Source organism: Streptomyces sp. SGAir0957, from assembly GCF_043523415.1.
Genome location: NZ_CP027293.1, coordinates 2032302 through 2055918, shown reverse-complemented (window position 1 = coordinate 2055918; position 23617 = coordinate 2032302). Strand labels below are relative to the sequence as shown.

The window sequence follows — 23617 nt, the reverse complement described above, 5'->3', positions numbered from 1 at the left end:
TCCGGCCGTCGTGGCTGGTCGCGCAGTTCCCCGCGCCCCTGAGGGCGTGCGGCTGCGCCGCGCCCCCGTTGCGTGGTCGGCTGTCCCGCCGTCGTGGCTGGTCGCGCAGTTCCCCGCGCCCCTGAAGGCCACGGCTTCGCCGCGCCTCCCCCGCCCTGAGAGGCCGCACGAAGTGCGCCTCTCAGGGGCGCGGGGAACTGCGCGAGAAGCCCCACTGACCGTTGGTCGCGATGGGGGCGCCCGCCACCCCGTCGGAGGCGTGCCTTTCAGGGGCGCGGGGAACGGCGCGACCGGCCCCCACCGACCGGTGGCCCGCGGCGCACCCGTCAGGGGCCGGGGGGCCGATCCCGCCCCCCGACCCCCCGAACCAGAAACCCGGATCGCGGCGCAGCCACCCCGTGAGGCAGAATCGCCGCAATGAGCACCTACCGCGATCTCGCCCACCGGGGCTCCGCCCGGGCCACCGTCCTGCGGACGGTCGGTACCCGGGAGCGCCGCTCGCATCTGACGGCCCCGCGCGTCCCCACCGTCGGTATCGACATCGGCGGGACGAAGGTGATGGCGGGGGTGGTCGACGCGGACGGGGTGATCCTGGAGACGCTGCGCGCGGAGACGCCGGACAAGTCGAAGAGTCCGAAGGTCGTCGAGGACACGATCACGGAGCTGGTCCTGGACCTCTCCGACCGGCACGACGTGCACGCGGTCGGCATCGGCGCGGCGGGCTGGGTCGACGCGGACCGCAACCGGGTCCTGTTCGCCCCGCACCTGTCGTGGCGCAACGAACCGCTCCGTGACCGCCTGGCGGGCCGTCTCTCCGTCCCGGTGCTGGTCGACAACGACGCGAACACGGCGGCCTGGGCGGAGTGGCGTTTCGGCGCGGGCCGCGGCGAGGAACACCTCGTCATGATCACCCTCGGTACGGGGATCGGCGGCGCGATCCTGGAGGACGGCCAGGTCAAGCGGGGCAAGTTCGGTGTGGCGGGGGAGTTCGGCCACATGCAGGTCGTCCCGGGCGGGCACCGCTGCCCGTGCGGCAACCGGGGCTGCTGGGAGCAGTACAGCTCGGGCAACGCGCTGGTGCGTGAGGCCCGTGAGCTGGCGGCCGCCGACTCCCCGGTGGCGTACAACATCATCGAGCGGGTGAAGGGCAGCGTTCCCGACATCACGGGTCCGCTGATCACGGAGCTGGCCCGTGAGGGCGACGCGATGTGTGTGGAGCTGCTCCAGGACATCGGCCAGTGGCTCGGCGTCGGCATCGCGAACCTGGCCGCCGCCCTGGATCCGTCCTGCTTCGTCATCGGCGGCGGCGTCTCGGCCGCCGACGACCTGCTCATCGGCCCCGCGCGCGACGCGTTCAAGCGCCATCTGACGGGCCGCGGCTACCGCCCGGAGGCCCGGATCGCGCGCGCCCAGCTCGGCCCGGAGGCGGGCATGGTCGGCGCCGCGGACCTGGCCCGCCTGGTGGCCCGCCGCTTCCGGCGCGCGAAGCGCCGCCGCGTCGAGCGTTACGAGCGTTACGACAGGTACGCCCGTACGGCCGGCGACGCCGAGAGCTGAGGCTCGTGGAGACACCGGGACGACAGGAATGCCAGCCATGACGACGACCGTGCCCCGCCAGCCCCCGTCCCCGGACGAGGAGCCGCCGCGGCAGGGCCCGGGCCGCCGCCGCGTGATCCGCCGCCGCGCCCTCACCCTCCTGACCATCGTGCTGCTCATCGGGATCCCCGCCGGCTATCTGGTGATCTCGGCGAACCAGAGCCGTGACAGCGGCAAGGACAAGGAGGCCAAGTACTCGGCGACGGGTCTCACCATCGGCTGGCCGTCCAAGGTGCAGCGGCGGCTCTACGAGATCCCGATCCCCGCGCATTCCCGCGCCGTCGCCTACTACGAGACGAACAACTACAAGGTCAGCCGCTTGTACGCGCAGTTCCTCACGGATGGCGACGGCCTGGAGGAGTTCCTCGGCGACATCGACAGCAGTCCGGACGATCTCACCCAGGACGATCTGGCGATCAATGAACGCGACCGGTCCGTGGCGGGCTGGGAGTTCACCGGCCCCGGCCCCTGGTACGGCCTCACGCACACCCAGAAGGACCCGTCCCCGACCCAGAGCGTCGTGGTGAACCGTTCGAACGCGGACCACGCCATGGTCTACGTCGTCTCGACCACGCACCCCTGACGCCCTCGGGCCAGCGGCTTGTGAACAGCGCGTTGCGGCACCGGAGTTGACCTGGGCCGGGGTCCCGTACCCTCCCTACACTCCGGGCGTGACGACTCAGACCGAACCACCCATGACCGCGCTGGACGAGGCCGCCTACGACCGGCGGCGGCTGCGGCAGTGGCTCGCCGGCCGGGCCAGGGCCGACCGCGTGGACCGCCGCGACCTGCTGCGCCTCCTCGCGGCGACGGGCCTCGCGACCGCCCTGCCACCGGCCCTGGCCACCCCTGCCCTGGCCGCCCCGGCGCACGCCGCCCCCGGCCACGCCGCCACCTCCGCCCGCACCGCGCCCCGATCCACCCCTTCGGCCGCCGCGGCCCCCGGCATCGTCAAGCCCCTCCCCACCGACCGCTTCACGATCCGCGGCACGAACGCGGAGACGAACTTCGCCGCGCTCGCGGACACCGGCCACTCCACGCCCGCCTCCCACTTCTTCGTCCGCAACCACACCTCGACGCCGCTCATCGACGCGGCGACCTGGGAGCTGCGGATCTGGGGCGACGGCCTCGCGGGCGGGCGGGAGCGGACCTTCACGCTCGCCGACCTCAGGCGGCTGCCCGCCGTGACCCGTTCCGCGTTCGTCGAGTGCGCGGGCAACGGCCGCAGCTTCTACAGCAGCCAGCAGGGCCAGAGCGTCGAGGGCACCGCATGGACCCTGGGCGCGATCGGCTCGGCCCGCTGGCGCGGCGCCCGCCTCGCCGACGTGCTGCGCCTCGCGGGCATCCGGCGCGACGCGGTCGACGTCCTGCCGCGCGGCCTCGACCCGGAGTACGTGACGGCGGACGGCACCGACCTGGGCAGGGTGCGCCGCCCCCTGCCCGTACCGAAGGCCCTGGACGACGTACTCCTCGCCTACGAGATGAACGGCGAACCCCTGCCGCCGGACCACGGCGCCCCGGTCCGTCTCGTCGTCCCGTCCTGGGTCGGCATCGCGTCGACCAAGTGGGTCGGCGACATCGAGGTGTCGCGCGAGCCGCTCTTCTCACCCTGGAACACGATCTTCTACCGCCTCTTCGGCGCCGCCTACCCGCCCGAGGGCAGCGCCCCGCTCACCCGCCAGACCCTGAAGTCCGCCTTCGAACTCCCCTGGAACGCGAACCTGCCCGCCCGCACCCACCACCGCCTCACGGGTCGCTCCTGGTCGGCGACGGGCACCATCGCGCGCGTGGACGTCAGTACGGACGCGGGCCGCACCTGGCACCGGGCCCGGCTGCACGACACCCCGCACCGCGCCGACTGGGTCCGCTGGTCCGTCCCCTGGCACCCGACCACCAAAGGCGCGACGGAACTCCTCGCCCGCGCCACGGACACGACGGGCCGCACCCAGCCCACCACCACGCTCCACAACACCCAGGGCTACTTGTTCGACGCGGTGGTACGCCACCCGGTCACCGTCGTCTGACACCTGCCGCTGGTGGAGGAAGCGGTGTGTCCATGTGAGGGGCGGGTGAAAGCGCGGTCGGTGGGCAGCGCTGGGTCCGGGGCGGCCTTCGCACGCTGAGAGGCTGGTCTTGACCGACGAGGCCGGTCGCCGGGTCCGATGCGTCGGGCTGTGGGTGCGCCGAGCCGTCGGCTTCACCCGGCTGTGTGAGATTTTGTGAGACGTGAGAGGGTCTGGGGCGTGAGTGAGACACCGTCGAACACCCTGCAATACCGCTTTGACGGGCCAGAAGAGGCCCCGGTCCTGATCCTCGGTCCCTCACTGGGTACCACCTGGCACATGTGGGACCGCCAGATACCCGAGCTGGCCAAGCAGTGGCGGGTGTTCCGCTTCGACCTTCCCGGGCACGGCGGCGCCCCCGCCCACCCGGTCGGGTCCGTCGCGGAGCTCGCGAACCGGCTCCTCGCCACCCTCGACGCCGTCGGCGTGCAGCGCTTCGGGTACGCGGGCTGCTCGCTCGGCGGCGCGATCGGCGCCGAGCTGGCCCTGCGCCATCCGCAGCGCGTCGCGTCCCTCGCGCTGATCGCGGCGTCCCCGCGGTTCGGCACGGCCGACGAGTTCCGCCAGCGCGGCGTCATCGTGCGCAGCAACGGCCTCGACCCCATCGCGCGGACGTCGCCCGAGCGCTGGTTCACCTCCGGCTTCGCCGCCGCGCAGCCCGCGATCACGGACTGGGCCGTCCAGATGGTCCGCACGACGGACCCGGGCTGCTACATCGCCGCCTGCGAGGCGCTCGCCGCCTTCGACATCCGTACGGAGCTGGGCGCCATCGGTGTGCCCACCCTCGTCCTGGTCGGCTCGGAGGACCAGGTCACGGGCCCGGCGCAGGCCCGTACGCTCGTCGCGGGCATCCCGGACGCGCGGCTCGCCGTCGTCCCCGGCGCCTCGCACCTGGCCCCGGTCGAGCAGCCCGCCGCCGTCACCGACCTCCTCGTACGCCACTTCTCCACGGCCTGGATCCCCGGCTACGAGACGGGGCAGCACGCGATCGTGGCCGCCCCCGTCAAGCCGGTGATCGCGCCGCCGCCCCCACCGGTCGCCCCGGTCGCCGAGATCGCCGCCGCGGCCGCGCAGCCGGAGGCGGCCGTGCGCGCGGACCCGCACGAGGCGGGCCTGAAGGTGCGCCGCGAGGTCCTCGGCGACGCGCACGTCGACCAGGCGCTCGCCACGGCCGACGACTTCTCCGGCGACTTCCAGGAGTTCCTCACCCGCTACACCTGGGGCGAGGTCTGGCACCGCGGCGGCCTGGACCGGCGGATGCGCTCCGCCGTCGCGCTGACCGCCCTGGTCGCGGGCGGGCACCTCGACGAGCTCGCCACCCACACCCGGGCCGCCCTGCGCAACGGACTCACCCCCGACGAGATCAAGGAAGTCCTGATCCAGAGCGCGGTGTACTGCGGCATGCCCGCCGCCAACGCCGCGTTCAAGGTGGCCAAGGAGGTCATCCGCGAGGAGACGACGCCGCAGGAGTAGCGACGTCGCAGGAGTAGCGACGTCGCAGGAGTAGCGATGTAGCAGGAGTAGCGATGTCGTAGGAGTGGACGACGCCGCAGGAGCAGGGGCGGCCCGTTGCCCGTTTTCCCTCCGCGCGGAGCAGGATGGGGCGTATGAAGCTCACGAAGAAGGCCCACTCCTGCGTCCGCCTGGAGAAGGACGGACAGACGCTCGTCATCGACCCGGGCGGGTTCTCCGAGGAGGACGCCGCGCTCGGCGCCGACGCGATCCTGGTGACGCACGAGCACCCCGACCACTTCGACGAGGCACGGCTGCGCGCCGGGATGGAGAACAACCCCGGCGCGCGGATCTGGACGCTGAAGTCGGTGGCGGAGCAGCTCTCGGCGGCGTTCCCGGGCCGCGTCCACACGGTCGGGCACGGCGACACGTTCACGGCGGCCGGGTTCGACGTCCAGGTCCACGGCGAACTGCACGCCGTCATCCACCCGGACATCCCGCGCATCACGAACGTCGGCTATCTCGTGGAAGGCGGTGCCGTCTTCCACCCCGGCGACGCGCTCACCGTCCCGGACCATCCGGTCGAGACGCTGATGCTGCCGGTCATGGCCCCCTGGAACAAGATCTCCGAGGTCATCGACTACGTACGCGAGGTCAAACCGAGCCGCGCCTACGACATCCACGACGCGCTCCTGACCGATCTGGCCCGGCCGATCTACGACCGGCAGATCGGCGGGCTCGGCGGCGCGGAGCACCTGCGCCTGACGCCGGGTGACTCGGCGCAGGTCTGAACTCCGCCTACTTCGCGAGGAGTTCGAGCACCTCGTCCGTTGTGCCGAGCTGCGCGATGCGCGGGAAGATCTTGCCCATCGCGTGCTCGTGGGACGCGGCGTCCGTGTCGGTCGTCGCGTCCGTGACGATCACCTGGTGGTAGCTCAGCTCGAACGCGGAGCGCGCGGTCGACTCGACGCCGATCGACGTCGAGATGCCGCCGAGCACGATCTGCGTGACGCCGCGCCGGCGCAGCTGGAGGTCCAGCTCGGTGCCGGTGAAGGCGCCCCAGTGCCGCTTGGTGATCACGATGTCGTCGCCGAGCGGGCCGAGGTCGGCAGGGAACTCGGCGAACTCGGCGGGCGGCGCCTGCTGCGGGCCGGGCGCCTCCGAGCGGCTCACCGGCAGGTCGCCGCCGTCGGGCGACCACGTCACGCGCACACGCACGACGGGCAGGCCCTTGGTGCGGAAGGCGTCGGCGAGCCGGGCGGCGTTCTTCAGCACGTCCGCCGAGGGGTGCACGGTGGGGAGGCCGAGGATGCCGTTCTGGAGGTCGATGAGAACGAGGGCGGGGCGCTCGTCCAAGGGGGTGCTGATGCTCATGATGCGCAGGCTACCTGTCTGACAGGAAAACTTGCAAGGTTGCCTGTCTATGTCCGGCTGTCGCGCGAGGTAGTTGGCGCGGGCCCCTTGTCGCGGGCCCTTGTCGCGGGCCCTTGTCGCGGGCCCGTTGTCACACCCGCCCGGTAGGTTGGAGGACATGCGCATTGCTACGTGGAACGTGAACTCGATCACCGCGCGCCTCCCGCGCCTCCTGGCCTGGCTGGAGTCCAGCGGCACGGACGTGCTCTGCCTCCAGGAGGCCAAGTGCACGGCGGAACAGTTCCCCACGGACGAACTGCGGGAGCTGGGCTACGAGTCGGCGGTCAACGCCAATGGGCGGTGGAACGGGGTGGCGGTGCTGTCCCGCGTCGGCCTGGAGGACGTCGTCCGGGGGCTGCCCGGCGACCCCGGGTACGAGGGGGTCGAGGAGCCCCGCGCCGTCTCCGCGACCTGCGGTCCCGTGCGCGTGTGGTCGGTCTATGTGCCGAACGGGCGCGAGGTCGGGCATCCGCACTACGCGTACAAGCTGCAGTGGTTCGAGGCGCTGAAGGCGGCCGTCGCGGATGACGCGGCGGGCTCCCGGCCGTTCGCCGTCCTCGGTGACTACAACGTCGCCCCGACCGACGACGACGTCTGGGACATCTCCCTCTTCGAAGGCGCCACGCACGTCACGCCCGGCGAACGCGAGGCGCTGGCCGCGCTTCGGGGGACCGGCCTCTCCGACGTCGTCCCCCGGCCCCTCAAGTACGACCGGCCCTTCACGTACTGGGACTATCGGCAGCTCGGGTTCCCCAAGAACCGGGGGATGCGGATTGATTTGGTGTACGGGAACGGGGCGTTCGCCGGGGCGGCCAAGGATGCGTATGTCGATCGGGAGGAGCGCAAGGGCAAGGGGGCTTCGGATCACGCCCCCGTGGTGGTGGATTTGGACGTGTAGCACGGCTGCGGGCCGGTGGGGCTGATCGCGCAGTTCCCCGCGCCCCTGTCATGCGCACTGCGTGCGGCATTCCTTCGGTCGTTCTCGGGTGCTCGTTTCGTCGTGGTTGCTCGCGCCGTTCCCCGCGCCTGCCCTCTGGGATGGCGCACGTAGTGCGCATCTCAGGGGCGCGGGGAACTGCGCGGCCAGCCACGACGTGACCGGTGGGTCCTCCGCCGGGGGAGCGGGCTACGGCGCGAGGATACCCAGGTCCACCGAGTCCGCCAGCGCCTTCAGGCCCGCGTCCCCTGGGTGCAGATGATCCCCCGAGTCGAACTCCGCCCGCATCCGGGCGGGCCGCTCCGGGTCGCGGAGAACCGCGTCGAAATCGAGCACCGCGTCGAACCCGGCCCCGGGCCCCCGCAGGAACCCGTTCACAGCGACCCGCTCCGCATCAGCCGCAGCCGTGCACATCGCCTCCCCCTCGCAGGGAGTGATCGTCGCCCCGATCACCCGCAGCCCCCGCGCATGTGCCCGCCGAGAGATCTCCCGCAGCCCCGCCTCGACCTGCTCCGCGCTCGCGCCCCACCGCACGTCGTTGACGCCCTGGAAGACCACGACGGTCCGCGCCGAGGTCTGCGAGAAGACGTCGCGGTCGAGCCGGTGCAGGGCGCTGACCCCGCCGGTGTCGGTGGAGACGCCGTCTCCGGGGTAGCGGTCGGCGACGACGCGGTTCGCCGAGATCCCTTCGTTGAGGACGCCGTAGCGCGGCACCTCCGACTGCCCGAGCAGCCGCGTGGCGAGCACGTTCGGCCACCGGCGATTCGCGTCCCGCGTCGAGCGGACCCCGTCGGTGATGGAGTCGCCGAGCAGCACGACGGACCCGGGCCCGCCCCCGACGTCGACGCCCGTGAGCAGCGGCCAGTAGGAGATCGTCGAGGTGTAGGCCGAGCTCCCCGCCTCCGCCGCGTGGTCGCCCGGCTCGCTCACGTACGACGTCTGGATCGCCTGGCTGTGTACGGGCGCGGTGGCGACGGGCTCCGGCAGGTGGAAGCTGACCAGCAGGTTCGTGTCGGCGGGGATGTGGAAGCCGACCGGGTCGCTGTACGCCTGGCCGCCCGCGGGCAGCGTGACACCCCGGGCGCCCCGGAACGTCAGCCGCACCGGTTTCCCCTGCGCCCCGGCCCCGGCCTCCTGCACGGCCACCGACGCGCTCCCGACCCGTACCGGCGTCGACGCGAACGTGTTGTCGAGGCGGATGCGCACCCGCGATCCGCCGGCGCTGCTGTGCACGACGAGCCGCACCGTGCGGTCGATCCAGGGCCCGACCGTCGTGTACCCGGCGGGCGACGCCGCCCAGGTCCCGGTCCAGCCGGTCGTCGCCGCGCGCACGGTCAGCGCGAAGACGTGCAGCTCCGCACCCTGACCCGTCGCACCCCCACCCGTCGCGCCACCCCTCGTCGCCCGGGGCAGGTCCACCGAGGAGATCCGGTGACCCGGCCGCACCGGCACCGTCACCACGTACAGGCGGGTCTTCTCGGTGATTTGGCCGTCGGGCGTGTTGCGGTGCGGCAGGGCCACGGCTTTCGTGGCGAGCGGCCCGGTGCGCCAGTCGGGCGCGGTGAGCGTGTACGCGGACCGGGAGCCGTCCGTGTAGCGCACGGTGCCGGTGCCGTGCGCGTCGCCGCCCGTCCCGGCGACGAGGAACGCCAGCGCGTCGCCCCGGCCGGTGACCCGGACGCGCTGGCCGTCGGCCCGTACGTTGTCGGGGCCCGCGCCCGCCGTGCGCGGCCACGCCAGCCGGGCGCCCTCGACCCCGAGCCGGGTGCCGGGCGTCCAGCCCGCGGCGGTCAGGTCCTGCGCGGAGAGCGAGCCGCCCGCGCCGTCGAAGTCGGCGGCGCCGGGCGCGGTGTCGTCGCTGACCGCGCGGTTGTCGAAGAGCCGCTCCAGGGGGAGCGGCCCGGGTCTGTGCGGGGTGGTGGCGGCGCCCGCGGTCGTGACGGGGGCGAGGCCCGCGCAGACGGCCAGGGCGAGGGCGGTGGTCCAGGTGCGTCGGCGCACGACCGGGCTCCCTTCGTGGTGCGGCTGGCGTGACGGTGGCCACCGGATGCGGCGTGCCCGTGCGCACTGAAGGTAAGGAGGAGGTGACGACGGGTCAATGAGGTGCGGCCGAAGGCGGCGTGAACTCACCGCGAACGTAGGCCAGCGCGCCTGTGGTGCGAGGGCGGGGCCGGATGCGAGGCTGGACGGTATGAAGATCCCTTTCGTGGAGCATTGGCGCAAGAGGTACGGCGCGACGGCGGTGGCCGTCGTCTCGCCGGACGGGGCCGACGCGGCCGGCCTCGCCGAACTCCTCGCCGAGTGCGAACTGTTGCGCGCGCAGGCGGAACAGTCCGGGGTCGAACTCGACGACTCCGTGCAGTCCTTGGCGGCGCTCGACCAACTGGTGCCGCGCTGGCGCGAGGACGAGGAGGCGCTGCACTGGCTGGGCAACGACGCGGGCCTCTATCTGGGCACCGTGCTTGTGCGCCGGGTGGTCGGCGCCGCCTGGGTGATCTGGCCGGACGGGCAGCCGGTGGTGCGGCTCGCGTCGGGCCGGGAGATCGACGTGGTGGAGGCCGGTCACGCCTGGGCGGCGAGCGGCGTCCCCGAGTTGTCGCAGTTCTACGCGGAGGCCGCGGAGTCGTAGCGCGGGCCGGGCCCGAACGCAGTTGAGCCGCAAATACGGTTAATGCCCCCATGCGCGTGTCGTCCGTTAAGTCCCATATCGGCGTGGATAGTTTGCGCGGACCGACACAGCTGAGAGTGGGCAGGTACTGCCATGGCCGTCGATCCGTTGATCGAGCTGCGTGACGTGAACAAGCACTACGGGGAGCTCCATGTCCTCCAGGGCATCGATCTCACCGTCGGCAAGGGGGAGGTGGTGGTGGTCATCGGCCCTTCGGGGTCGGGAAAGTCGACGCTCTGCCGGACGATCAACCGCCTGGAGACCATCGGGTCGGGGTCGATCCGGCTCGACGGTCAGTCGCTGCCCGCGGAGGGCAAGGCGCTCGCCCGGCTGCGGGCCGAAGTCGGCATGGTCTTCCAGTCCTTCAACCTCTTCGCGCACAAGACGGTCCTGCAGAACGTCTCGCTCGCCCAGGTGAAGGTCAGGAAGCGCAAGAAGGACGAGGCCGACAAGCGCTCCCGCGAACTGCTCGAGCGGGTCGGGCTCGCCGCGCACGCCGAGAAGTTCCCCGCCCAGCTCTCCGGCGGCCAGCAGCAGCGCGTGGCCATCGCCCGCGCCCTGGCCATGGACCCGAAGGTGCTCCTCTTCGACGAGCCGACCTCGGCCCTCGACCCGGAGATGATCAACGAGGTCCTGGAGGTCATGCGGCAACTGGCGCGCGAGGGCATGACGATGGTCGTCGTCACCCACGAGATGGGCTTCGCCCGCACCGCCGCCGACCGGGTCGTCTTCATGGCGGACGGCAGGATCGTCGAGGACCGCGCCCCGGAGGACTTCTTCGCCCGCCCCGAGAGCGAGCGCGCCCGGGACTTCCTCTCCAAGATCCTCAAGCACTGACGGGGAGTGCAGCACGCATGATGCGCAAGTCGCCACTGCTTCTTGCCGCCCTGGCGCTGACGGCCCTCGCCGCCACCGCCTGCGGCAAGGAGGGCAGCCCGCCCGCCAAGGGCCCGTCGGGGGACGAACTCCCCACGTACAACGTCGCGCGGGGCTTCTCCCTGCCCGACTCCCGGACATGGAGGGCGGCGAAGCGGCGCGGGCACTTCGTCGTCGGCGCCAAGGAGGACCAGCCCTACCTCGGCGAGAAGAACCCGGCCAACGGCGTCTACTCCGGCTTCGACATCGAGATCGCCAAGATGGTCTCGGCCTCGCTCGGCCTGGACCCGAAGAAGACGACGTTCAAGACGATCGCCTCCGCCAACCGCGAGACGGCCCTGCAGAACGGCCAGATCGACTACTACGTCGGCACGTACACCATCAACGACAACCGCAAGAAGCTCGTCGGCTTCGCCGGCCCCTACTACATGGCGGGCCAGTCGCTGCTCGTGCGCACCGACGAGGACGGCATCAAGGGGGCGGACGACCTCGACGGCAAGCGCGTCTGCTCGGCCTCGGGCTCGACCCCGTACCAGCGCATCCAGGCCGACCACCCGAAGGCCGACCTCGTCGCCTACGACACGTACTCGATCTGCGTCGACAACCTGCTGACCTACCAGGTCGACGCCGTCACCACCGACGACGCGATCCTGCTCGGCTTCGCCGCCAAGGCGCCCGACGAGCTGAAGCTGGCCGGCAGGCCGTTCTCGCAGGAGCCGTACGGCATCGGCCTGCCCAAGAGCGACAACGCCCTGCGCGCCGCCATGAACGACGCCCTGGAGGCCCGGCAGGGGAACGGCGACTGGAAGCGGGCGTACGAGGCGACGCTCGGCCTGTCCGGCGAGCCCGCGCCGAAGCCGCCCGCCATCGACCGCTACCCGGCGAGCTGAGGAGCGCGACCGTGAACGTCCTCACCGACAACTTCTCGCTCTACTGGAAGGGCTTCCTCGGCACCGTCGAACTCACCGTCTACGCCTCGGTCCTCGCCCTCGTGCTCGGGTTCCTCATGGCGTCCTTCCGCGTCGCGCCCGTCGGCTCCTTCCGCGCCCTCGGCACCGCCTGGGTCACCGTCCTGCGCAACACCCCGCTCACCCTGCTGTTCTTCGCGGTGCTGCTCGGCCTGCCGCGCTTCGGGCTCGTCCTGCCGTTCACGGTCTTCGCGGTGCTCGCGCTCGGCTGCTACACCTCCGCGTTCATCTGCGAGGCGGTGCGCTCCGGCATCAACACCGTGCCCAAGGGGCAGGGCGAGGCGGCGCGCAGCCTCGGCATGACCTTCGGTCAGACGCTCACCAACGTCATCCTGCCGCAGGCGTTCCGGTCCGTGATCCCGCCGATCGGCTCCACGCTCATCGCGCTCGCCAAGAACTCCGCGATCGCGGGCGCGTTCAGCGTCGTCGAGCTGCTCGGCACGTACAAGACGCTGAGCGAGCTGGGCTACAACATCATCTGGACGTTCGTCTGGATCGCGATCGGCTATCTCATCATCACGCTCGCCATCAGCGCCTTGTTCAACATCCTGGAGAAGCGCTGGGGGATTGCCCGATGAGCCACCTGCTGAGCCGTCCGAAGCGCCGCAGGCTGAAAGCGCTCGACCACGACTCCACCGCCCTCTACGACATCCCGGGCCCGAGGACCGAGCGCCGCCACCGCCTCTACGGCGTCCTCTCCACGCTCCTCGTGCTCGCGCTCGTCGGCTGGATCCTCTACCTCCTCTTCGACACCGACCAGTTCACGCACACCAAGTGGATGCCCTTCGAGTACAAGGGCATCCAGGAGCTGCTGCTGCGCGGGCTCGGCAACACGCTGAAGGCGTTCGCCCTCGCCGCCGTGCTCTCGCTCGTCCTCGGCACGCTCCTCGCCGTGGGCCGTCTCTCCGACCACAAGCCGGTGCGCTGGCTCGCCACCCTCTTCGTCGAGTTCTTCCGCGCCATGCCGGTCCTCGTGATGATCTTCTTCATCTACGTGGCCCTGAAGATGGAGCCGCTCTCGGCGCTCGTCGCCGGTCTGACGCTGTACAACGGCTCCGTGCTCGCCGAGGTCTTCCGCTCCGGCATCAACTCCGTGGAGCGCGGCCAGCGCGAGGCGGCGTACGCGCTCGGCATGCGCAAGACGCAGGTCATGACCCATGTCCTCGTACCGCAGGCGGTACGGGCGATGCTGCCCGCCATCATCAGCCAGCTGGTGGTCGCCCTGAAGGACACCTCACTCGGTTATTTGATCACGTATGAGGAGTTTCTCCATGCCGGGAAGCTGATCGCTTCGAACCTCGACTACGATTTGCCCTTCATCCCTGTGGTGATGGTGATCTCGCCGATCTACATCGGGATGTGCATGCTGCTGTCGTGGTTCGCCCAGTGGGTGTCCAAGCGGCAGCGGCGCAATCCCAAGACCGAGGCCGCGGAGGTCGCCCCGGCCGAACCAGGGACGCTGCTGCCAGGGGTGCAGTAGCCGGAGCATGGGCAGTCCTCGCCCGGCAGCCGGAGATCACTTCGCATTCCGTGCGGAGAAGGTCAGCTGCGCGCGGGACGGGACGCGCCTGCTTGCCGAGGCCGAGCGGGCCCTTGTCGCCTTCGTACGCGGCAGGGGCACCGCTCCCCTTGGCCTTGAGGAAGCTATTTCGCGCGGTGCGAGGTGCGCGGGCCCGCCGGGGCCGGCAGCGGTGTCTGCGCGGCGCGGGTGACGTCCCCGACCAGTTCGACGACGTCCGGCCCGTAGGCCCCCGAGTTGACGACCTTCAGGAGCAGGACGAACGAGGTGTTGCCGTGCTTGCGCGCCAGGCGCTCGTGGTGCCGGGCGAGGTAGCGGGTGGCGGCCTGGTGGGTGATGGGGAGCTGGCCGCAGAAGAGGAACACCGGGCGCGCCTCCTTGGCCTGGCCCGCCGTCAGCCGGGCGAGGACCACGTACTCCGTCATCCCGGGCTCCAGGCGGTAGCGCTCGGAGCCGATCTGGAAGGCGCCGCGGCCCGGGCCCGGCTCGGGGTCGTTGTTGACGCGGACGCCGGGCAGCAGGCTGACCATGTGCGCGGCCATGCGGCGGTTCGCCACCGGCCCGCCCACGCAGAACTCCGTACGTTCGCCGAAGCCCTGCTGGGCCGTGTCGTGCGCGACGACCTGGGCGTGCGCGCCGCAGTCCTTGACGATCGCGGCCAGTTCGAGGAGCGCGAAGACGTCGTGGCGCCGCACCATCAGGTCGGGGCCGCCCGCGTCCCGGTTCACCACCAGCAACGACTCGGAGTTGTCGGGCAGCCCGAAGAAGGACTGCTTCCGGCGGAGCCGGCGCTTCCACAGATGGGTGCGGACGAGCCAGCCGAGGGCGGCGCCGGCGCCGGCCGCTATCAGGCCGACGACGACATAGCGCACGTCTTCAGTCATGGGCGCGCACTCTAGCGGGCGGACACACCGGTGTTCGAGGGGGTCCTGACGTCGTCCGCGCTCCAAGTTACGCTGCGCGGACGTCTGTTGACCGGAGGTACTGATGCGACGTTCGATTGGGCGGAATCTGTCATTCTGCGCCATTGCGGCGACCATGGTGGCGGTCGGCGCGGCGGCGCCTCCCTCGGCCGCCTCGGGGAGTTCCGGCGGTTCTCCCGACGGTCCGCGGAAGGTGCCGGTGGCCGTCGGGTACGGCGGCGCCGTGTCGAGCGTCGACGCGGACGCCTCCGCGGCGGGCATCGAGGTGCTGCGCAACGGGGGCAACGCGGTGGACGCCGCCGTCGCCACCGCCGCCGCCCTCGGCGTGACCGAGCCGTACTCCTCCGGCGTCGGCGGGGGCGGCTACTTCGTCTACTACGACGCCAAGTCCCGCACGGTGCACACCGTCGACGGCCGCGAGACCGCGCCGCTGACGGCGGGCTCCGACCTGTTCCTGGAGAACGGCAAGCCGATCCCGTTCGCCGACGCGGTCACCAGCGGCCTGAGCGTCGGCACCCCCGGCACCCCGGCGACCTGGCAGTCCGCGCTCGACGCCTGGGGCAGCGAACACCTCGGTACGGTGCTGAGGCCCGCGCAGAAGCTGGCGCGCGACGGGTTCACGGTCGACGAGACCTTCCGCTCGCAGACCGCCGCGAACGAGGCCAGGTTCCGCAACTTCCCCGACACGGTGAAGCTGTTCCTGCCCGGCGGGAAGCTGCCCGCCGTCGGCTCGACGCTGAAGAACCCCGACCTGGCGCGGACGTACCAGGAGCTGGCCCGCAAGGGCGTCGGCGCCGTCTACCGGGGCGACATCGGCGCCGACATCGTGCGCACCGCCACCAAGCCGCCCGTGGACCCGGCCTCCGGGTACAACGCGCGGCCCGGCAAGCTGTCGGCGAAGGACCTGAGGGCGTACGCCGCCAAGTACCAGGCCCCGTCGAAGACCTCGTACCGCGGGCTCGGCGTCTACTCGATGGCGCCGTCGTCCTCCGGTGGCACGACCGTCGGCGAGGCGCTCAACATCCTGGAGCGGACGAACCTGTCGAAGGCGTCCGACGTGCGCTATCTGCACCGGTACATCGAGGCGAGCCGGATCGCGTTCGCCGACCGGGGCCGCTGGGTCGGCGACCCCGCCTTCGAGGACGTGCCGACCAAGCAGCTCCTGTCGCAGCGGTTCGCCGACGCGCGGGAGTGCCTGATCAAGGACGACGCGGTGCTCACCAGCCCGGTCGCGCCCGGCGACCCCAGGCACCCCGGGAAGTGCGGCAAGGCCGGTGACAAGGCGGCCCCGACGACGTACGAGGGCGAGAACACCACGCACCTCACCACCGCCGACAAGTGGGGCAACGTCGTCTCCTACACGCTCACCATCGAGCAGACCGGCGGCAGCGGCATCACCGTGCCCGGCCGCGGCTTCCTGCTCAACAACGAGCTGACGGACTTCTCCTTCGCGCCCGCGAGCCCGGACGTGCACGACCCGAACCTGCCCGGTCCCGGCAAGCGGCCGCGCTCGTCCATCTCGCCGACCATCGTGCTCGACAAGGCGGGCAAGCCGGTCGTCGCGGTCGGTTCGCCCGGCGGCGCCACCATCATCACCACCGTGCTGCAGACCCTGACCGGGTTCCTCGACCGGGGCCTGCCGCTCGTCGACGCCATCGCCGCGCCCCGCGCCAGCCAGCGCAACGCCGCGCAGACCGAGCTCGAACCCGGCCTGTACGACAGCCCGCTGCGTACGAAGCTGGAGGCCATCGGGCACTCCTTCAAGCTCAACCCGGAGATCGGCGCCGCCACGGGTGTGCAGCGGCTGCCCGGCGGCAAGTGGCTGGCCGCCGCCGAGCCCGTACGGCGTGGGGGCGGCTCTGCGATGGTGGTGACACCCGGCAAGTAGCCCCTCCGCTCCCCGGGGAGGCAGGTCATACGTCCCTGCGGCGCACCACGAACAAGGCGAGCGCGACGGCCACCAGCGGCCAGACGGCGAACACCGTCCAGGCCCCGGCGACCGTCGCGCCGCCGTACGCGTCAGGGCCCCACCCGTGCAGCGTCACGAGGCGCTGCCAGGCGCTCTGCACCATCATGTTCCGCACCCGTTCGGCCCAGGGCTCGCGCGAACCGAAGAACATCGGCAGCATCAGCAGCACGAACGCGGAGGCCACCATGGTCGTCGCGCCGTGCCGGACCAGCACGCCGAGGCCGAACCCGATCAGCGCGCTGACCGGGGCGAGGAGCGCCGACGCGGCGAGGGCGCGCAGCGAACCCGGGTCGGTGAGGGGGACGGCGACGTCGCGGCCGCTCAGTATCGCCTGCGACACCGCGAACGAGCCGAGCGCGCAGAGCAGCCCGACGCCGGTCCACAGCAGCGCGGTCACGGTCGCCTTGGCCAGCATGAGCGCGCGGCGCGCCGGCACGGCGGCGGTCGTGGTCCTGATCAGGCCGCTGCCGTACTCGCTGACGACGACGATCGCGCCGACGCTGCCCGCCGCGAGCATCAGGACGAGGTAGCCCTCGGCGGGGAACGCGTCGCCCAGCGCGAAGACGCGGTCGCGCCGGGCGGACGCGTCGAGCCCCGGAACGTCCTGGTAGTCGCTCCGGGCGGCGAGCGCGGCGGTGACGAGCACGGTCAGGGTGACGGCCCCGAGGAGCCACGGGGTGGAGCGCAGCGAGCGGACCTTGATCCATTCGGCGGCGAGCAGATCGGTGAAGCGGGCACGGTCGACGGCGGTCGTGTTCATCGGGCGGCTCCCGCGGCGGAGGTGTCGTCCGCCAGGTACTCGACCCGGTCCGCGGTCAGTTCCATGAAGGCCTCCTCCAATGAAGCGGTGCGGGTGGTCAGTTGGCTCAGCGGGAAGCGGTGCTCCAGAGCGAGAGCACCGATCCGCTCGGCGGGCAGACCGGTCACCAGCAGGCGCTCCGCGGCCACGCCGCCCTGTGCGCCCTCGCCGCTTTCGGGCACGGCCTGCGCGCCCGCCGCCGCGAGCAGCCGGGCGAACTCCGCCGCGCGCACCGTCCCCACCACCACACTCAGCCGCGCCGCCCGCGCCGCGAACACCCGCAGCGGCTCGGCCGCGACGAGCCGGCCCCGCCCGATCACCACCAGCTCGTCGGCGGTCGACTCCATCTCCGCCATCAGATGGCTCGACAGGAACACCGTGCGGCCCTCCGCGGCGAGCCGCCGGAACAGCCGCCGCAGCCACAGCACCCCCTCCGGGTCCATCCCGTTGAACGGCTCGTCGAACAGCAGCACCGGCGGGTCCCCGAGCAGCGCCGCCGCCACCCCCAGCCGCTGCTTCATGCCGAGCGAGAAACCGCCGATGCGCCGCCCCGCCGCCTCCGCGAGACCGACCTCGCCGAGGACGGCGGCGACCCGCCGCGCCGCAAGCCCGTTGGAGCGGGCGAGCGCCGCCAGATGGGCGCGGGCGGTGCGCCCGCCGTGCACCTGCTGCGCGTCGAGCAGCGCCCCGGCGTGCCGCAGCCCGCGCGGGTGCGAGGCGAACGGCACTCCGCCGACGGTCGTACCGCCCGCGTCCGGCGCGTCCAGGCCGAGAAGGACCCTGAGCGCGGTGGACTTGCCCGCCCCGTTCGGCCCGAGGAACCCGGTGACGGCACCGGGCCGTACGGCGAAGGACAGGCGGTCGACGGCCGTCCTGCGGCCGTAGCGCTTGGTGAGTTCGCTGACTTCGATCATGTACGCCACCGTCGCGCTCGGCGGCGCGGTCGCGCATCGGGCCACGGGATGCATCCCCCGGGCCGATGCCTCCGCGCACCCCGCCCTCGTAGGCTCCCGGTGTGACTCCTGGAAACGTGGGCCCGCGGCGGCGACGGGCCGTCCTCGCCTGGTGCGGGCTCGCCCTGTACCTCTTCGCCGGGGCCCTGTGTCTGTTCGGCTCCTCGCAGGTGCTGCCGTCGGTGCGTGCCCTCGGCGTCGCGCTGTCGGCGGTGCTCCTGGTGGGCGTCGCGACGCGGATGCCGCTGCTCGCGCTCGCGGTGGTGCTGCTCGGCACTCTGTGCGCGATCGCGGTGGCGCCCTCGCACGGGCCCTGGGACGACTCCCGGCAGACGACGGTGGTGGCGTTCGTCTCGGCGGACGTGGTCCTCGCCCGCCTCGTGGCGACCCGTTCATCCGCGCAGTGGATCACGGGCGTCACGCTCTCCGTCTTCGCGCAGGCGGCCGCCATCCTCTTCTTCGTCCGGCCGGAGAACCTGATCGCGTTCGGGGTCGTCGCCCTGCTGGCGCTGCTCGTCGCCTGCATGGTCGGCCTGCTCGCGGGGGAGCGGCGCCGGCACGCGGCCGCGCTGCGCGAGCAGGTCGTCGCCGAAGCCGTCACCGCCGAACGGCTGCGTATCGCCCGGGAGTTGCACGACCTCGTCTCGCACAGCATCGGCGTCGTCGCGATCCAGTCGGGTGTCGCGAGCCGCGTCATCGATACCCGCCCCGAGGAGGCCCGCGACGCGCTGCGCGCCATCGAGGCGATCAGCCGCGAGACGCTCCAGGGCCTGCGCCGCACCCTGGTCGCGCTGCGCAGGGCGGAGCCGGGCGAGGCGGCCCCGCTCGCCCCCGCCACCGGCCTCGCCGACCTCGGCCGGCTCACCGAGGCGACGGCCAGGGACACGGGCGTGCGCGTCGACCTCGCCGTGACCGGCGCACCCCGCGCGCTCCCGCCCGACATCGACCTGGCGGCGTACCGCATCGTGCAGGAGTCCCTGGCCAACGTGGTCCGCCACGCCCGCACCGACACCTGCCGGGTCCGCGTCACCCACGCCGACGACGCCCTGCGCCTGGAGATCGTGGACGCGGGGACCGGCCCGGCCGCCCCGGCTGCCGTTCCCGGCATGGGGATCACGGGGATGGCGGAGCGGGTGAGCCTGCTGCACGGCGAGTTCAGCGCGGGGCCCGCGCCGGACGGCGGCTTCCGGGTGGCGGCGCGGATACCGCTGCCGGAGCGGACACCGCTGCCGGAGGCGGCCCGATGACCGCACGGGTACGGGTGCTGCTCGTCGACGACCAGCCGCTGGTCCGCTCCGGGCTCAGGGTGCTGATCGGCGACACCGACGACCTGGAGGTGGCAGGCGAGGCGGGCGACGGCGCCGAGGCCGTCGAACTGGCCGCCCGGCTCCGCCCCGACGTCGTCGTCATGGACATCCGGATGCCCGGCACCGACGGCATCGAGGCGACGCGGCGGATCATGGCGGCGGGCACCGGCAGCCGCGTCCTCGTGCTCACCACCTTCGACGAGGACGCGTACGTGTACGGGGCGCTGCGGGCCGGCGCGGGCGGCTTCGTCGTCAAGGACATGCAGCTGGAGGACATCCTGGCGGCGATCCGTGTCGTGGCCGCCGGGGACGCGCTCATCGCGCCGGGCGTCACCCGCCGTCTGATCGCCGACTTCGTGGGGCGGCCGGAGCGTCCGGCGACGGCCCGCGCGCCGCGCGTCCTGGAGAGCGTCACGCAGCGCGAGCGTGAGGTCCTCACCCTGATCGGCCTCGGCCGCTCGAACCAGGAGATCGCCGGGGACCTGGTCATCAGCATGGCCACGGTCAAGTCCCACGTGGCCCGCCTGCTCACCAAGCTGGACGCCCGGGACCGTGTCCAGTTGGTGATCACCGCCTACGAGTCGGGCCTGGTGACAGCGGAGCGCTGAGACCGACACTGAGACCTCCCCTGGGACCGACCCTGGGACCGACCCGGGGAGCGGTATTCTTATCCGGTATAGGAATAGGGGTTCGGGTATCCTGGTCCCATGGTCCGCACCCCTTTGACCCCGCAAGAGCGAGAGCGCGGCGAGCGTCTCGGCCGGCTGCTGCGCGAGGCGCGGCTCGGGCGCAGCATGACCGAGGTCGCCGCGGCGGCGGGCGTCTCGGTGGAGACGCTGCGCAAGATCGAGACGGGCCGGGCGCCCACCCCGGCGTTCTTCACCGTCGCCGCCATCGCGCGTGAGCTGGGCCTGTCCATGGACGAGCTGATGGCGCACTGCAGCGCGGTCCCCGTCTGACGCGCCTTCCGGCACGGGCCGGAGATCACCCGCAAGGGTGTCAATCAAGATCGATCGAGCGGGTTGCCGACGATGGTCTTGGCAAGCCTGCCGCACGGGCTTACGTTCGTGCCTCTACGACCCTGGTCTACGGGCGTAGAGGAGCAGGCAAAGGAGCGGCCCATGACACCCGATCTGTACGCCCGCCACCGCGCCGCCCTGCCGGACTGGCTGGCGCTGTACTACGCGAACCCGATCGAGCTGACCCACGGCGAGGGCCGCCACGTCTGGGACGCGGCGGGCAACAAGTACCTCGACTTCTTCGGCGGCATCCTCACCACCATGACGGCGCACGCGCTGCCCGAGGTCACCAAGGCGGTGAGCGACCAGGCGGCCCGCATCATCCACTCCTCGACGCTCTACCTCAACCGCACCATGGTCGAACTCGCGGAGCGCGTAGCCCAGTTGTCGGGCATCCCCGACGCTCGGGTCTTCTTCACCACCTCCGGCACCGAGGCCAACGACGCGGCGCTGCTCCTCGCCACCTCCTACCGCCGCTCGCCGCAGATCCTGGCGATGCGCAACAGCTACCACGGCCGCTCCTTCTCGACGGTCGGCGTCACCGGCAACCGCGGCTGGTCCCCGACCAGCCTCTCCCCGCTCCAGACGCTGTACGTGCACGGAGGCGTCCGCAGCCGCGGCCCCTACGCCCACCTGTCCGACGCCGAGTTCACCGATGCCTGCGTCGCCGACCTGCGCGACATGCTCGGCCAGACGCGCGGCGACGTCGCGGCGCTCATCGCCGAGCCGGTCCAGGGTGTGGGCGGCTTCACGTCACCGCCGGACGGCCTCTACGCGCGCTTCCGCGAGGTCCTCCGTGAGCACGGCATCCTCTGGATCTCGGACGAGGTGCAGACCGGCTGGGGCCGCACCGGCGACCACTTCTGGGGCTGGCAGGCCCACGCCCAGTCGGGCCCGCCGGACATCCTGACCTTCGCCAAGGGCATCGGCAACGGCATGTCGATCGGCGGCGTCGTCGCCCGCGCCGACGTCATGAACTGCCTCGACGCCCACTCCATCTCCACCTTCGGCGGCTCCCCGATCACCATGGCCGCGGGCCTCGCCAACCTCTCCTACCTCATCGAACACGACCTCCAGGGCAACGCGCGCCGCGTCGGCGGCCTCCTCATCGAACGCCTCCGCGCCATCGCCGCGCACGCCCCCGGCGTCCGGGAGGTGCGCGGCCGCGGCCTCATGATCGGCGTCGAACTCGCCCACCCCGACACCTGCGAAGCGGCCCCGAACGCCGCCGCGGCCGTCCTGGAGTCCTGCCGCGAGAACGGCCTCCTGATCGGCAAGGGAGGCGGCCACGACACGAGCGTCCTGCGCATCGCGCCCCCGCTGTCCCTGACGGTGGCGGAGGCGGAAGAGGGCGCCGCGATCCTGGACGGGGCGCTGCGGGAGCACGCTTGAGCGGGGCCGGCCCGCGCCCCGCCAGGGGCGCGGGGAACCGCGCGACCGGTCACGACGCACCCGCGGTCGGCCGACAACAAAAGACTCACGGCGCGTTTCCGGCCCGGAGAGGACGCCCCCATGACCCTCACAGCCCCCTTCGACCACTCCCTCTCCATCCGCCAGATCCTCGCCCTGGACAGAATCGCGGCCGGTGAACCGGAGGTCGTCGCCGCCGCGGCCCACCTCGACAACCCCGTCCGCTGGGTCCACGTGGCGGAGGCGGCGGACGTCGGCGTCATGCTCACCGGCGGCGAGATGATCCTGACCACGGGCGTCCTGCTCGCGGGCGACGTCCGCAGCCAGACCGAGTACATCCGGTCGCTGCACAGGGCGGAGGCCGCGGCCCTCGTCCTGGGCCTCGGCCGCGCCTTTCCCGCACCGCCGGAGGACATGCGCCGCGAGGCGGAACGCCACGGCCTCCCGATGGTGGTCCTGCACCGCCCGTTCCCCTTCGCCGAGTTGACGGAGGAGGTCCAGTCCCGCCTGGTCCGCCGCAAGTACGCGGCCGTCAGCCTCTCCGAGGGCATCCGCACCGCGCTCACCGGCCTGATCACCGCCGGAGCGCCGTTGCAGAGCCTGCTCGACGAGATCGCCGCGCACAGCGCCTGCCCGGTCGTCGTCACCAACCTGGCCCACCGCGTCCTCGCCACGGCCGGGGAGCGCCCCGCCGTCGACGACGTGCTGCGCGACTGGGACCGTATCGCCCGCCGGCCCGGCGAGATCGACGGTCAGGGCTGGCTCCGCGCCGACCTCGGCGGCCGGGGCGAACGCTGGGGCTCGGTCGTCCTGTGCGGCTACCGCGGCGACGGCCCCTCGGGCCGCCTGCTCGCCGACCGCGCGGCCGAGGCGCTCGTCCTGCACCGCATGTTGTCCGGCTCCGCGCCGAGCTGGGAGGAACAGTCCGCCCAGTGCCTCCTCGCCGACCTGCTCTCCGGCGTGGTCCCGGCCCGGCACCTCCTGCCCCGCGCCAGGGCGGCGGGGCTCCCCGTCAACCGGCGCACCTTCGTCCCGCTGGTCGTCCGCGACGGCGAGCCCGCCGAACTCGACCGCGTCCTGCGCCTGTTGGGCCTGCCCGGACTCGTCGCCGAGGTCGCCGAAGGCGCTGTCGCCGTCCTCCTCAGCCTCGCCCGCGACCAGGCCGCCGAGGCGCTCACCGACCGCTTCGCGTCCCGCCTGCGCGCCGAGACGGGGAAGGGGCGCGCGGTCGTCGCCGCCGGGCCCGCCCGCCCCGCCTGGGAGGACGTGCCCGACGGGCTGCGCGAGGCGCTGCACGTCGCCGAGGCCGTCGCCGGGGCGCCGCCGGGCCTTCCCGCCGTCGTCCGGCTCGGTGACGTACGGCTGCGCGGACTGGTCCGGCTGCTGCGCGACGACCCGCGCGTGCAGTCGTTCGCCGAGCGGGAGCTGGACGGGCTGCTGCGCGCCGACGACGCCGAGACACTGCTGCCGGTCCTGCGCACCTACCTCGCCACCGGCCGCAACAAGTCCCGTACCGCCCATCTCCACCACATGAGCCGCCCCGCCCTCTACCGCCGTCTGGAGACCATCGAGGCGCTGCTCGGCATGGACCTCGACGACTTCGAGCAGGCCGCCTCCGTCCACATCGCGCTGCTCGCGCACGACGCCCAGCACGGCACGTGACCCGGGGAACGTGACACGGTGCAACGCCGCGCGCCCGACGACGTGACACGGTGCGACTCGGCGGTCACGGCCGGAATTCCTAT

The 23617-nt window shown here is 72.5% G+C and carries 22 protein-coding genes; 17 read left to right on the top strand and 5 right to left on the bottom strand.

The window, feature by feature from the left end:
* Positions 1 to 417: 417 nt before the first annotated feature.
* The 5 genes from C1N81_RS14210 to C1N81_RS14190 all read left to right on the top strand — a co-directional run bounded on the left by C1N81_RS14210 (position 418) and on the right by C1N81_RS14190 (position 5902).
* On the top strand, positions 418 to 1557 hold the full coding sequence (locus C1N81_RS14210) for an ROK family glucokinase (RefSeq protein WP_394429173.1): 1140 nt from the start codon (positions 418 to 420) through the stop codon (positions 1555 to 1557).
* 37 nt (positions 1558 to 1594) lie between these two features.
* Entirely contained in the window at positions 1595 to 2179 is a 585-nt protein-coding gene (locus C1N81_RS14205; RefSeq protein WP_394429172.1) for a sugar kinase, read from the top strand.
* 112 nt (positions 2180 to 2291) lie between these two features.
* A complete protein-coding gene (locus C1N81_RS14200) occupies positions 2292 to 3620 on the top strand; it encodes a sulfite oxidase (protein ID WP_394437948.1) in 1329 nt (442 codons plus the stop codon).
* 219 nt (positions 3621 to 3839) lie between these two features.
* A complete protein-coding gene (locus C1N81_RS14195; protein ID WP_394429171.1) occupies positions 3840 to 5132 on the top strand; it encodes a bifunctional 3-oxoadipate enol-lactonase/4-carboxymuconolactone decarboxylase PcaDC in 1293 nt (430 codons plus the stop codon).
* 134 nt (positions 5133 to 5266) lie between these two features.
* Positions 5267 to 5902: an MBL fold metallo-hydrolase gene (locus tag C1N81_RS14190; protein ID WP_394429170.1), complete on the top strand. Its 636-nt coding sequence runs from the start codon at positions 5267 to 5269 to the stop codon at positions 5900 to 5902.
* 7 nt (positions 5903 to 5909) lie between these two features.
* Here C1N81_RS14190 and C1N81_RS14185 read toward each other — a convergent pair whose 3' ends face one another.
* Positions 5910 to 6485: an isochorismatase family protein gene (locus tag C1N81_RS14185; RefSeq protein WP_394429169.1), complete on the bottom strand. Its 576-nt coding sequence runs from the start codon at positions 6483 to 6485 to the stop codon at positions 5910 to 5912.
* Between the two features lie 157 nt (positions 6486 to 6642).
* Between C1N81_RS14185 and C1N81_RS14180 the strand changes: the two genes are divergently transcribed.
* Entirely contained in the window at positions 6643 to 7422 is a 780-nt protein-coding gene (locus tag C1N81_RS14180; RefSeq protein ID WP_394429168.1) for an exodeoxyribonuclease III, read from the top strand.
* A 228-nt stretch (positions 7423 to 7650) separates the two neighbouring features.
* On the opposite strand, the gene C1N81_RS14175 is transcribed toward C1N81_RS14180, so the two are convergent.
* Positions 7651 to 9462 carry an SGNH/GDSL hydrolase family protein gene (locus C1N81_RS14175; protein ID WP_394429167.1) on the bottom strand — a complete coding sequence of 604 codons (1812 nt, stop codon included), beginning with the start codon at positions 9460 to 9462 and terminating at the stop codon, positions 7651 to 7653.
* A 190-nt stretch (positions 9463 to 9652) separates the two neighbouring features.
* Here C1N81_RS14175 and C1N81_RS14170 point away from each other — a divergent pair, with 190 nt between their 5' ends.
* The 5 genes from C1N81_RS14170 (at position 9653) to C1N81_RS14150 (ending at position 13453) form a co-directional block, all read left to right on the top strand.
* Positions 9653 to 10090 (top strand): DUF6278 family protein, encoded by a 438-nt coding sequence (locus C1N81_RS14170; RefSeq protein ID WP_394429166.1) that lies wholly within the window; start codon positions 9653 to 9655, stop codon positions 10088 to 10090.
* Between the two features lie 132 nt (positions 10091 to 10222).
* A complete protein-coding gene (locus tag C1N81_RS14165) occupies positions 10223 to 10966 on the top strand; it encodes an amino acid ABC transporter ATP-binding protein (RefSeq protein WP_394429165.1) in 744 nt (247 codons plus the stop codon).
* A 17-nt stretch (positions 10967 to 10983) separates the two neighbouring features.
* On the top strand, positions 10984 to 11895 hold the full coding sequence (locus C1N81_RS14160; RefSeq protein WP_394429164.1) for a glutamate ABC transporter substrate-binding protein: 912 nt from the start codon (positions 10984 to 10986) through the stop codon (positions 11893 to 11895).
* An 11-nt stretch (positions 11896 to 11906) separates the two neighbouring features.
* On the top strand, positions 11907 to 12551 hold the full coding sequence (locus tag C1N81_RS14155; protein ID WP_394429163.1) for an amino acid ABC transporter permease: 645 nt from the start codon (positions 11907 to 11909) through the stop codon (positions 12549 to 12551).
* Positions 12548 to 13453 (top strand): amino acid ABC transporter permease, encoded by a 906-nt coding sequence (locus C1N81_RS14150; protein ID WP_394429162.1) that lies wholly within the window; start codon positions 12548 to 12550, stop codon positions 13451 to 13453. Before C1N81_RS14155 ends, C1N81_RS14150 begins: the two co-directional genes overlap by 4 nt.
* Positions 13454 to 13617: 164 nt before the next feature.
* Here the strand turns inward: C1N81_RS14150 and C1N81_RS14145 are convergent, their stop codons facing one another.
* Positions 13618 to 14376 carry a hypothetical protein gene (locus tag C1N81_RS14145; protein WP_394429161.1) on the bottom strand — a complete coding sequence of 253 codons (759 nt, stop codon included), beginning with the start codon at positions 14374 to 14376 and terminating at the stop codon, positions 13618 to 13620.
* Positions 14377 to 14479: 103 nt separating this feature from the next.
* Between C1N81_RS14145 and ggt the strand changes: the two genes are divergently transcribed.
* A complete protein-coding gene (ggt, locus tag C1N81_RS14140; protein WP_394429160.1) occupies positions 14480 to 16303 on the top strand; it encodes a gamma-glutamyltransferase in 1824 nt (607 codons plus the stop codon).
* Positions 16304 to 16328: 25 nt separating this feature from the next.
* On the opposite strand, the gene C1N81_RS14135 is transcribed toward ggt, so the two are convergent.
* Together C1N81_RS14135 and C1N81_RS14130 are read right to left on the bottom strand one after the other, a co-directional pair.
* On the bottom strand, positions 16329 to 17144 hold the full coding sequence (locus C1N81_RS14135; protein ID WP_394429159.1) for an ABC transporter permease: 816 nt from the start codon (positions 17142 to 17144) through the stop codon (positions 16329 to 16331).
* A complete protein-coding gene (locus C1N81_RS14130) occupies positions 17141 to 18097 on the bottom strand; it encodes an ABC transporter ATP-binding protein (RefSeq protein ID WP_394429158.1) in 957 nt (318 codons plus the stop codon). The genes C1N81_RS14135 and C1N81_RS14130 overlap by 4 nt, the downstream gene beginning before the upstream one ends.
* A gap of 101 nt (positions 18098 to 18198) precedes the next feature.
* On the opposite strand from C1N81_RS14130, the gene C1N81_RS14125 reads away from it, so the two are divergent.
* From C1N81_RS14125 to C1N81_RS14105, 5 genes are all read left to right on the top strand, one after another.
* Positions 18199 to 19383 (top strand): sensor histidine kinase, encoded by a 1185-nt coding sequence (locus C1N81_RS14125; protein WP_394429157.1) that lies wholly within the window; start codon positions 18199 to 18201, stop codon positions 19381 to 19383.
* On the top strand, positions 19380 to 20051 hold the full coding sequence (locus C1N81_RS14120) for a response regulator (protein ID WP_394429156.1): 672 nt from the start codon (positions 19380 to 19382) through the stop codon (positions 20049 to 20051). Before C1N81_RS14125 ends, C1N81_RS14120 begins: the two co-directional genes overlap by 4 nt.
* Positions 20052 to 20150: 99 nt before the next feature.
* The gene (locus C1N81_RS14115; protein WP_394429155.1) at positions 20151 to 20402 is read left to right on the top strand and encodes a helix-turn-helix domain-containing protein; all 252 of its coding nucleotides are present in this window, start codon (positions 20151 to 20153) and stop codon (positions 20400 to 20402) included.
* Positions 20403 to 20564: 162 nt separating this feature from the next.
* Positions 20565 to 21854: an aspartate aminotransferase family protein gene (locus C1N81_RS14110; protein ID WP_394429154.1), complete on the top strand. Its 1290-nt coding sequence runs from the start codon at positions 20565 to 20567 to the stop codon at positions 21852 to 21854.
* Positions 21855 to 21974: 120 nt separating this feature from the next.
* Positions 21975 to 23534, top strand: a complete 1560-nt coding sequence (locus tag C1N81_RS14105; RefSeq protein ID WP_394429153.1) for a PucR family transcriptional regulator — start codon at positions 21975 to 21977, stop codon at positions 23532 to 23534.
* Positions 23535 to 23617 lie beyond the last annotated feature (83 nt).

Coding starts and splice junctions, on each gene's coding strand:
- C1N81_RS14190 (WP_394429170.1), top strand. CDS start 5,267: ATGAAGCTCACGAAGAAGGCCCACTCCTGCGTCCGCCTGGAGAAGGAC.
- C1N81_RS14105 (WP_394429153.1), top strand. CDS start 21,975: ATGACCCTCACAGCCCCCTTCGACCACTCCCTCTCCATCCGCCAGATC.
- C1N81_RS14110 (WP_394429154.1), top strand. CDS start 20,565: ATGACACCCGATCTGTACGCCCGCCACCGCGCCGCCCTGCCGGACTGG.
- C1N81_RS14120 (WP_394429156.1), top strand. CDS start 19,380: ATGACCGCACGGGTACGGGTGCTGCTCGTCGACGACCAGCCGCTGGTC.
- C1N81_RS14180 (WP_394429168.1), top strand. CDS start 6,643: ATGCGCATTGCTACGTGGAACGTGAACTCGATCACCGCGCGCCTCCCG.
- ggt (WP_394429160.1), top strand. CDS start 14,480: ATGCGACGTTCGATTGGGCGGAATCTGTCATTCTGCGCCATTGCGGCG.
- C1N81_RS14135 (WP_394429159.1), bottom strand. CDS start 17,144: ATGAACACGACCGCCGTCGACCGTGCCCGCTTCACCGATCTGCTCGCC.
- C1N81_RS14200 (WP_394437948.1), top strand. CDS start 2,292: ATGACCGCGCTGGACGAGGCCGCCTACGACCGGCGGCGGCTGCGGCAG.
- C1N81_RS14150 (WP_394429162.1), top strand. CDS start 12,548: ATGAGCCACCTGCTGAGCCGTCCGAAGCGCCGCAGGCTGAAAGCGCTC.
- C1N81_RS14130 (WP_394429158.1), bottom strand. CDS start 18,097: ATGATCGAAGTCAGCGAACTCACCAAGCGCTACGGCCGCAGGACGGCC.
- C1N81_RS14160 (WP_394429164.1), top strand. CDS start 10,984: ATGATGCGCAAGTCGCCACTGCTTCTTGCCGCCCTGGCGCTGACGGCC.
- C1N81_RS14145 (WP_394429161.1), bottom strand. CDS start 14,376: ATGACTGAAGACGTGCGCTATGTCGTCGTCGGCCTGATAGCGGCCGGC.
- C1N81_RS14115 (WP_394429155.1), top strand. CDS start 20,151: ATGGTCCGCACCCCTTTGACCCCGCAAGAGCGAGAGCGCGGCGAGCGT.
- C1N81_RS14205 (WP_394429172.1), top strand. CDS start 1,595: ATGACGACGACCGTGCCCCGCCAGCCCCCGTCCCCGGACGAGGAGCCG.
- C1N81_RS14170 (WP_394429166.1), top strand. CDS start 9,653: ATGAAGATCCCTTTCGTGGAGCATTGGCGCAAGAGGTACGGCGCGACG.
- C1N81_RS14210 (WP_394429173.1), top strand. CDS start 418: ATGAGCACCTACCGCGATCTCGCCCACCGGGGCTCCGCCCGGGCCACC.
- C1N81_RS14165 (WP_394429165.1), top strand. CDS start 10,223: ATGGCCGTCGATCCGTTGATCGAGCTGCGTGACGTGAACAAGCACTAC.
- C1N81_RS14185 (WP_394429169.1), bottom strand. CDS start 6,485: ATGAGCATCAGCACCCCCTTGGACGAGCGCCCCGCCCTCGTTCTCATC.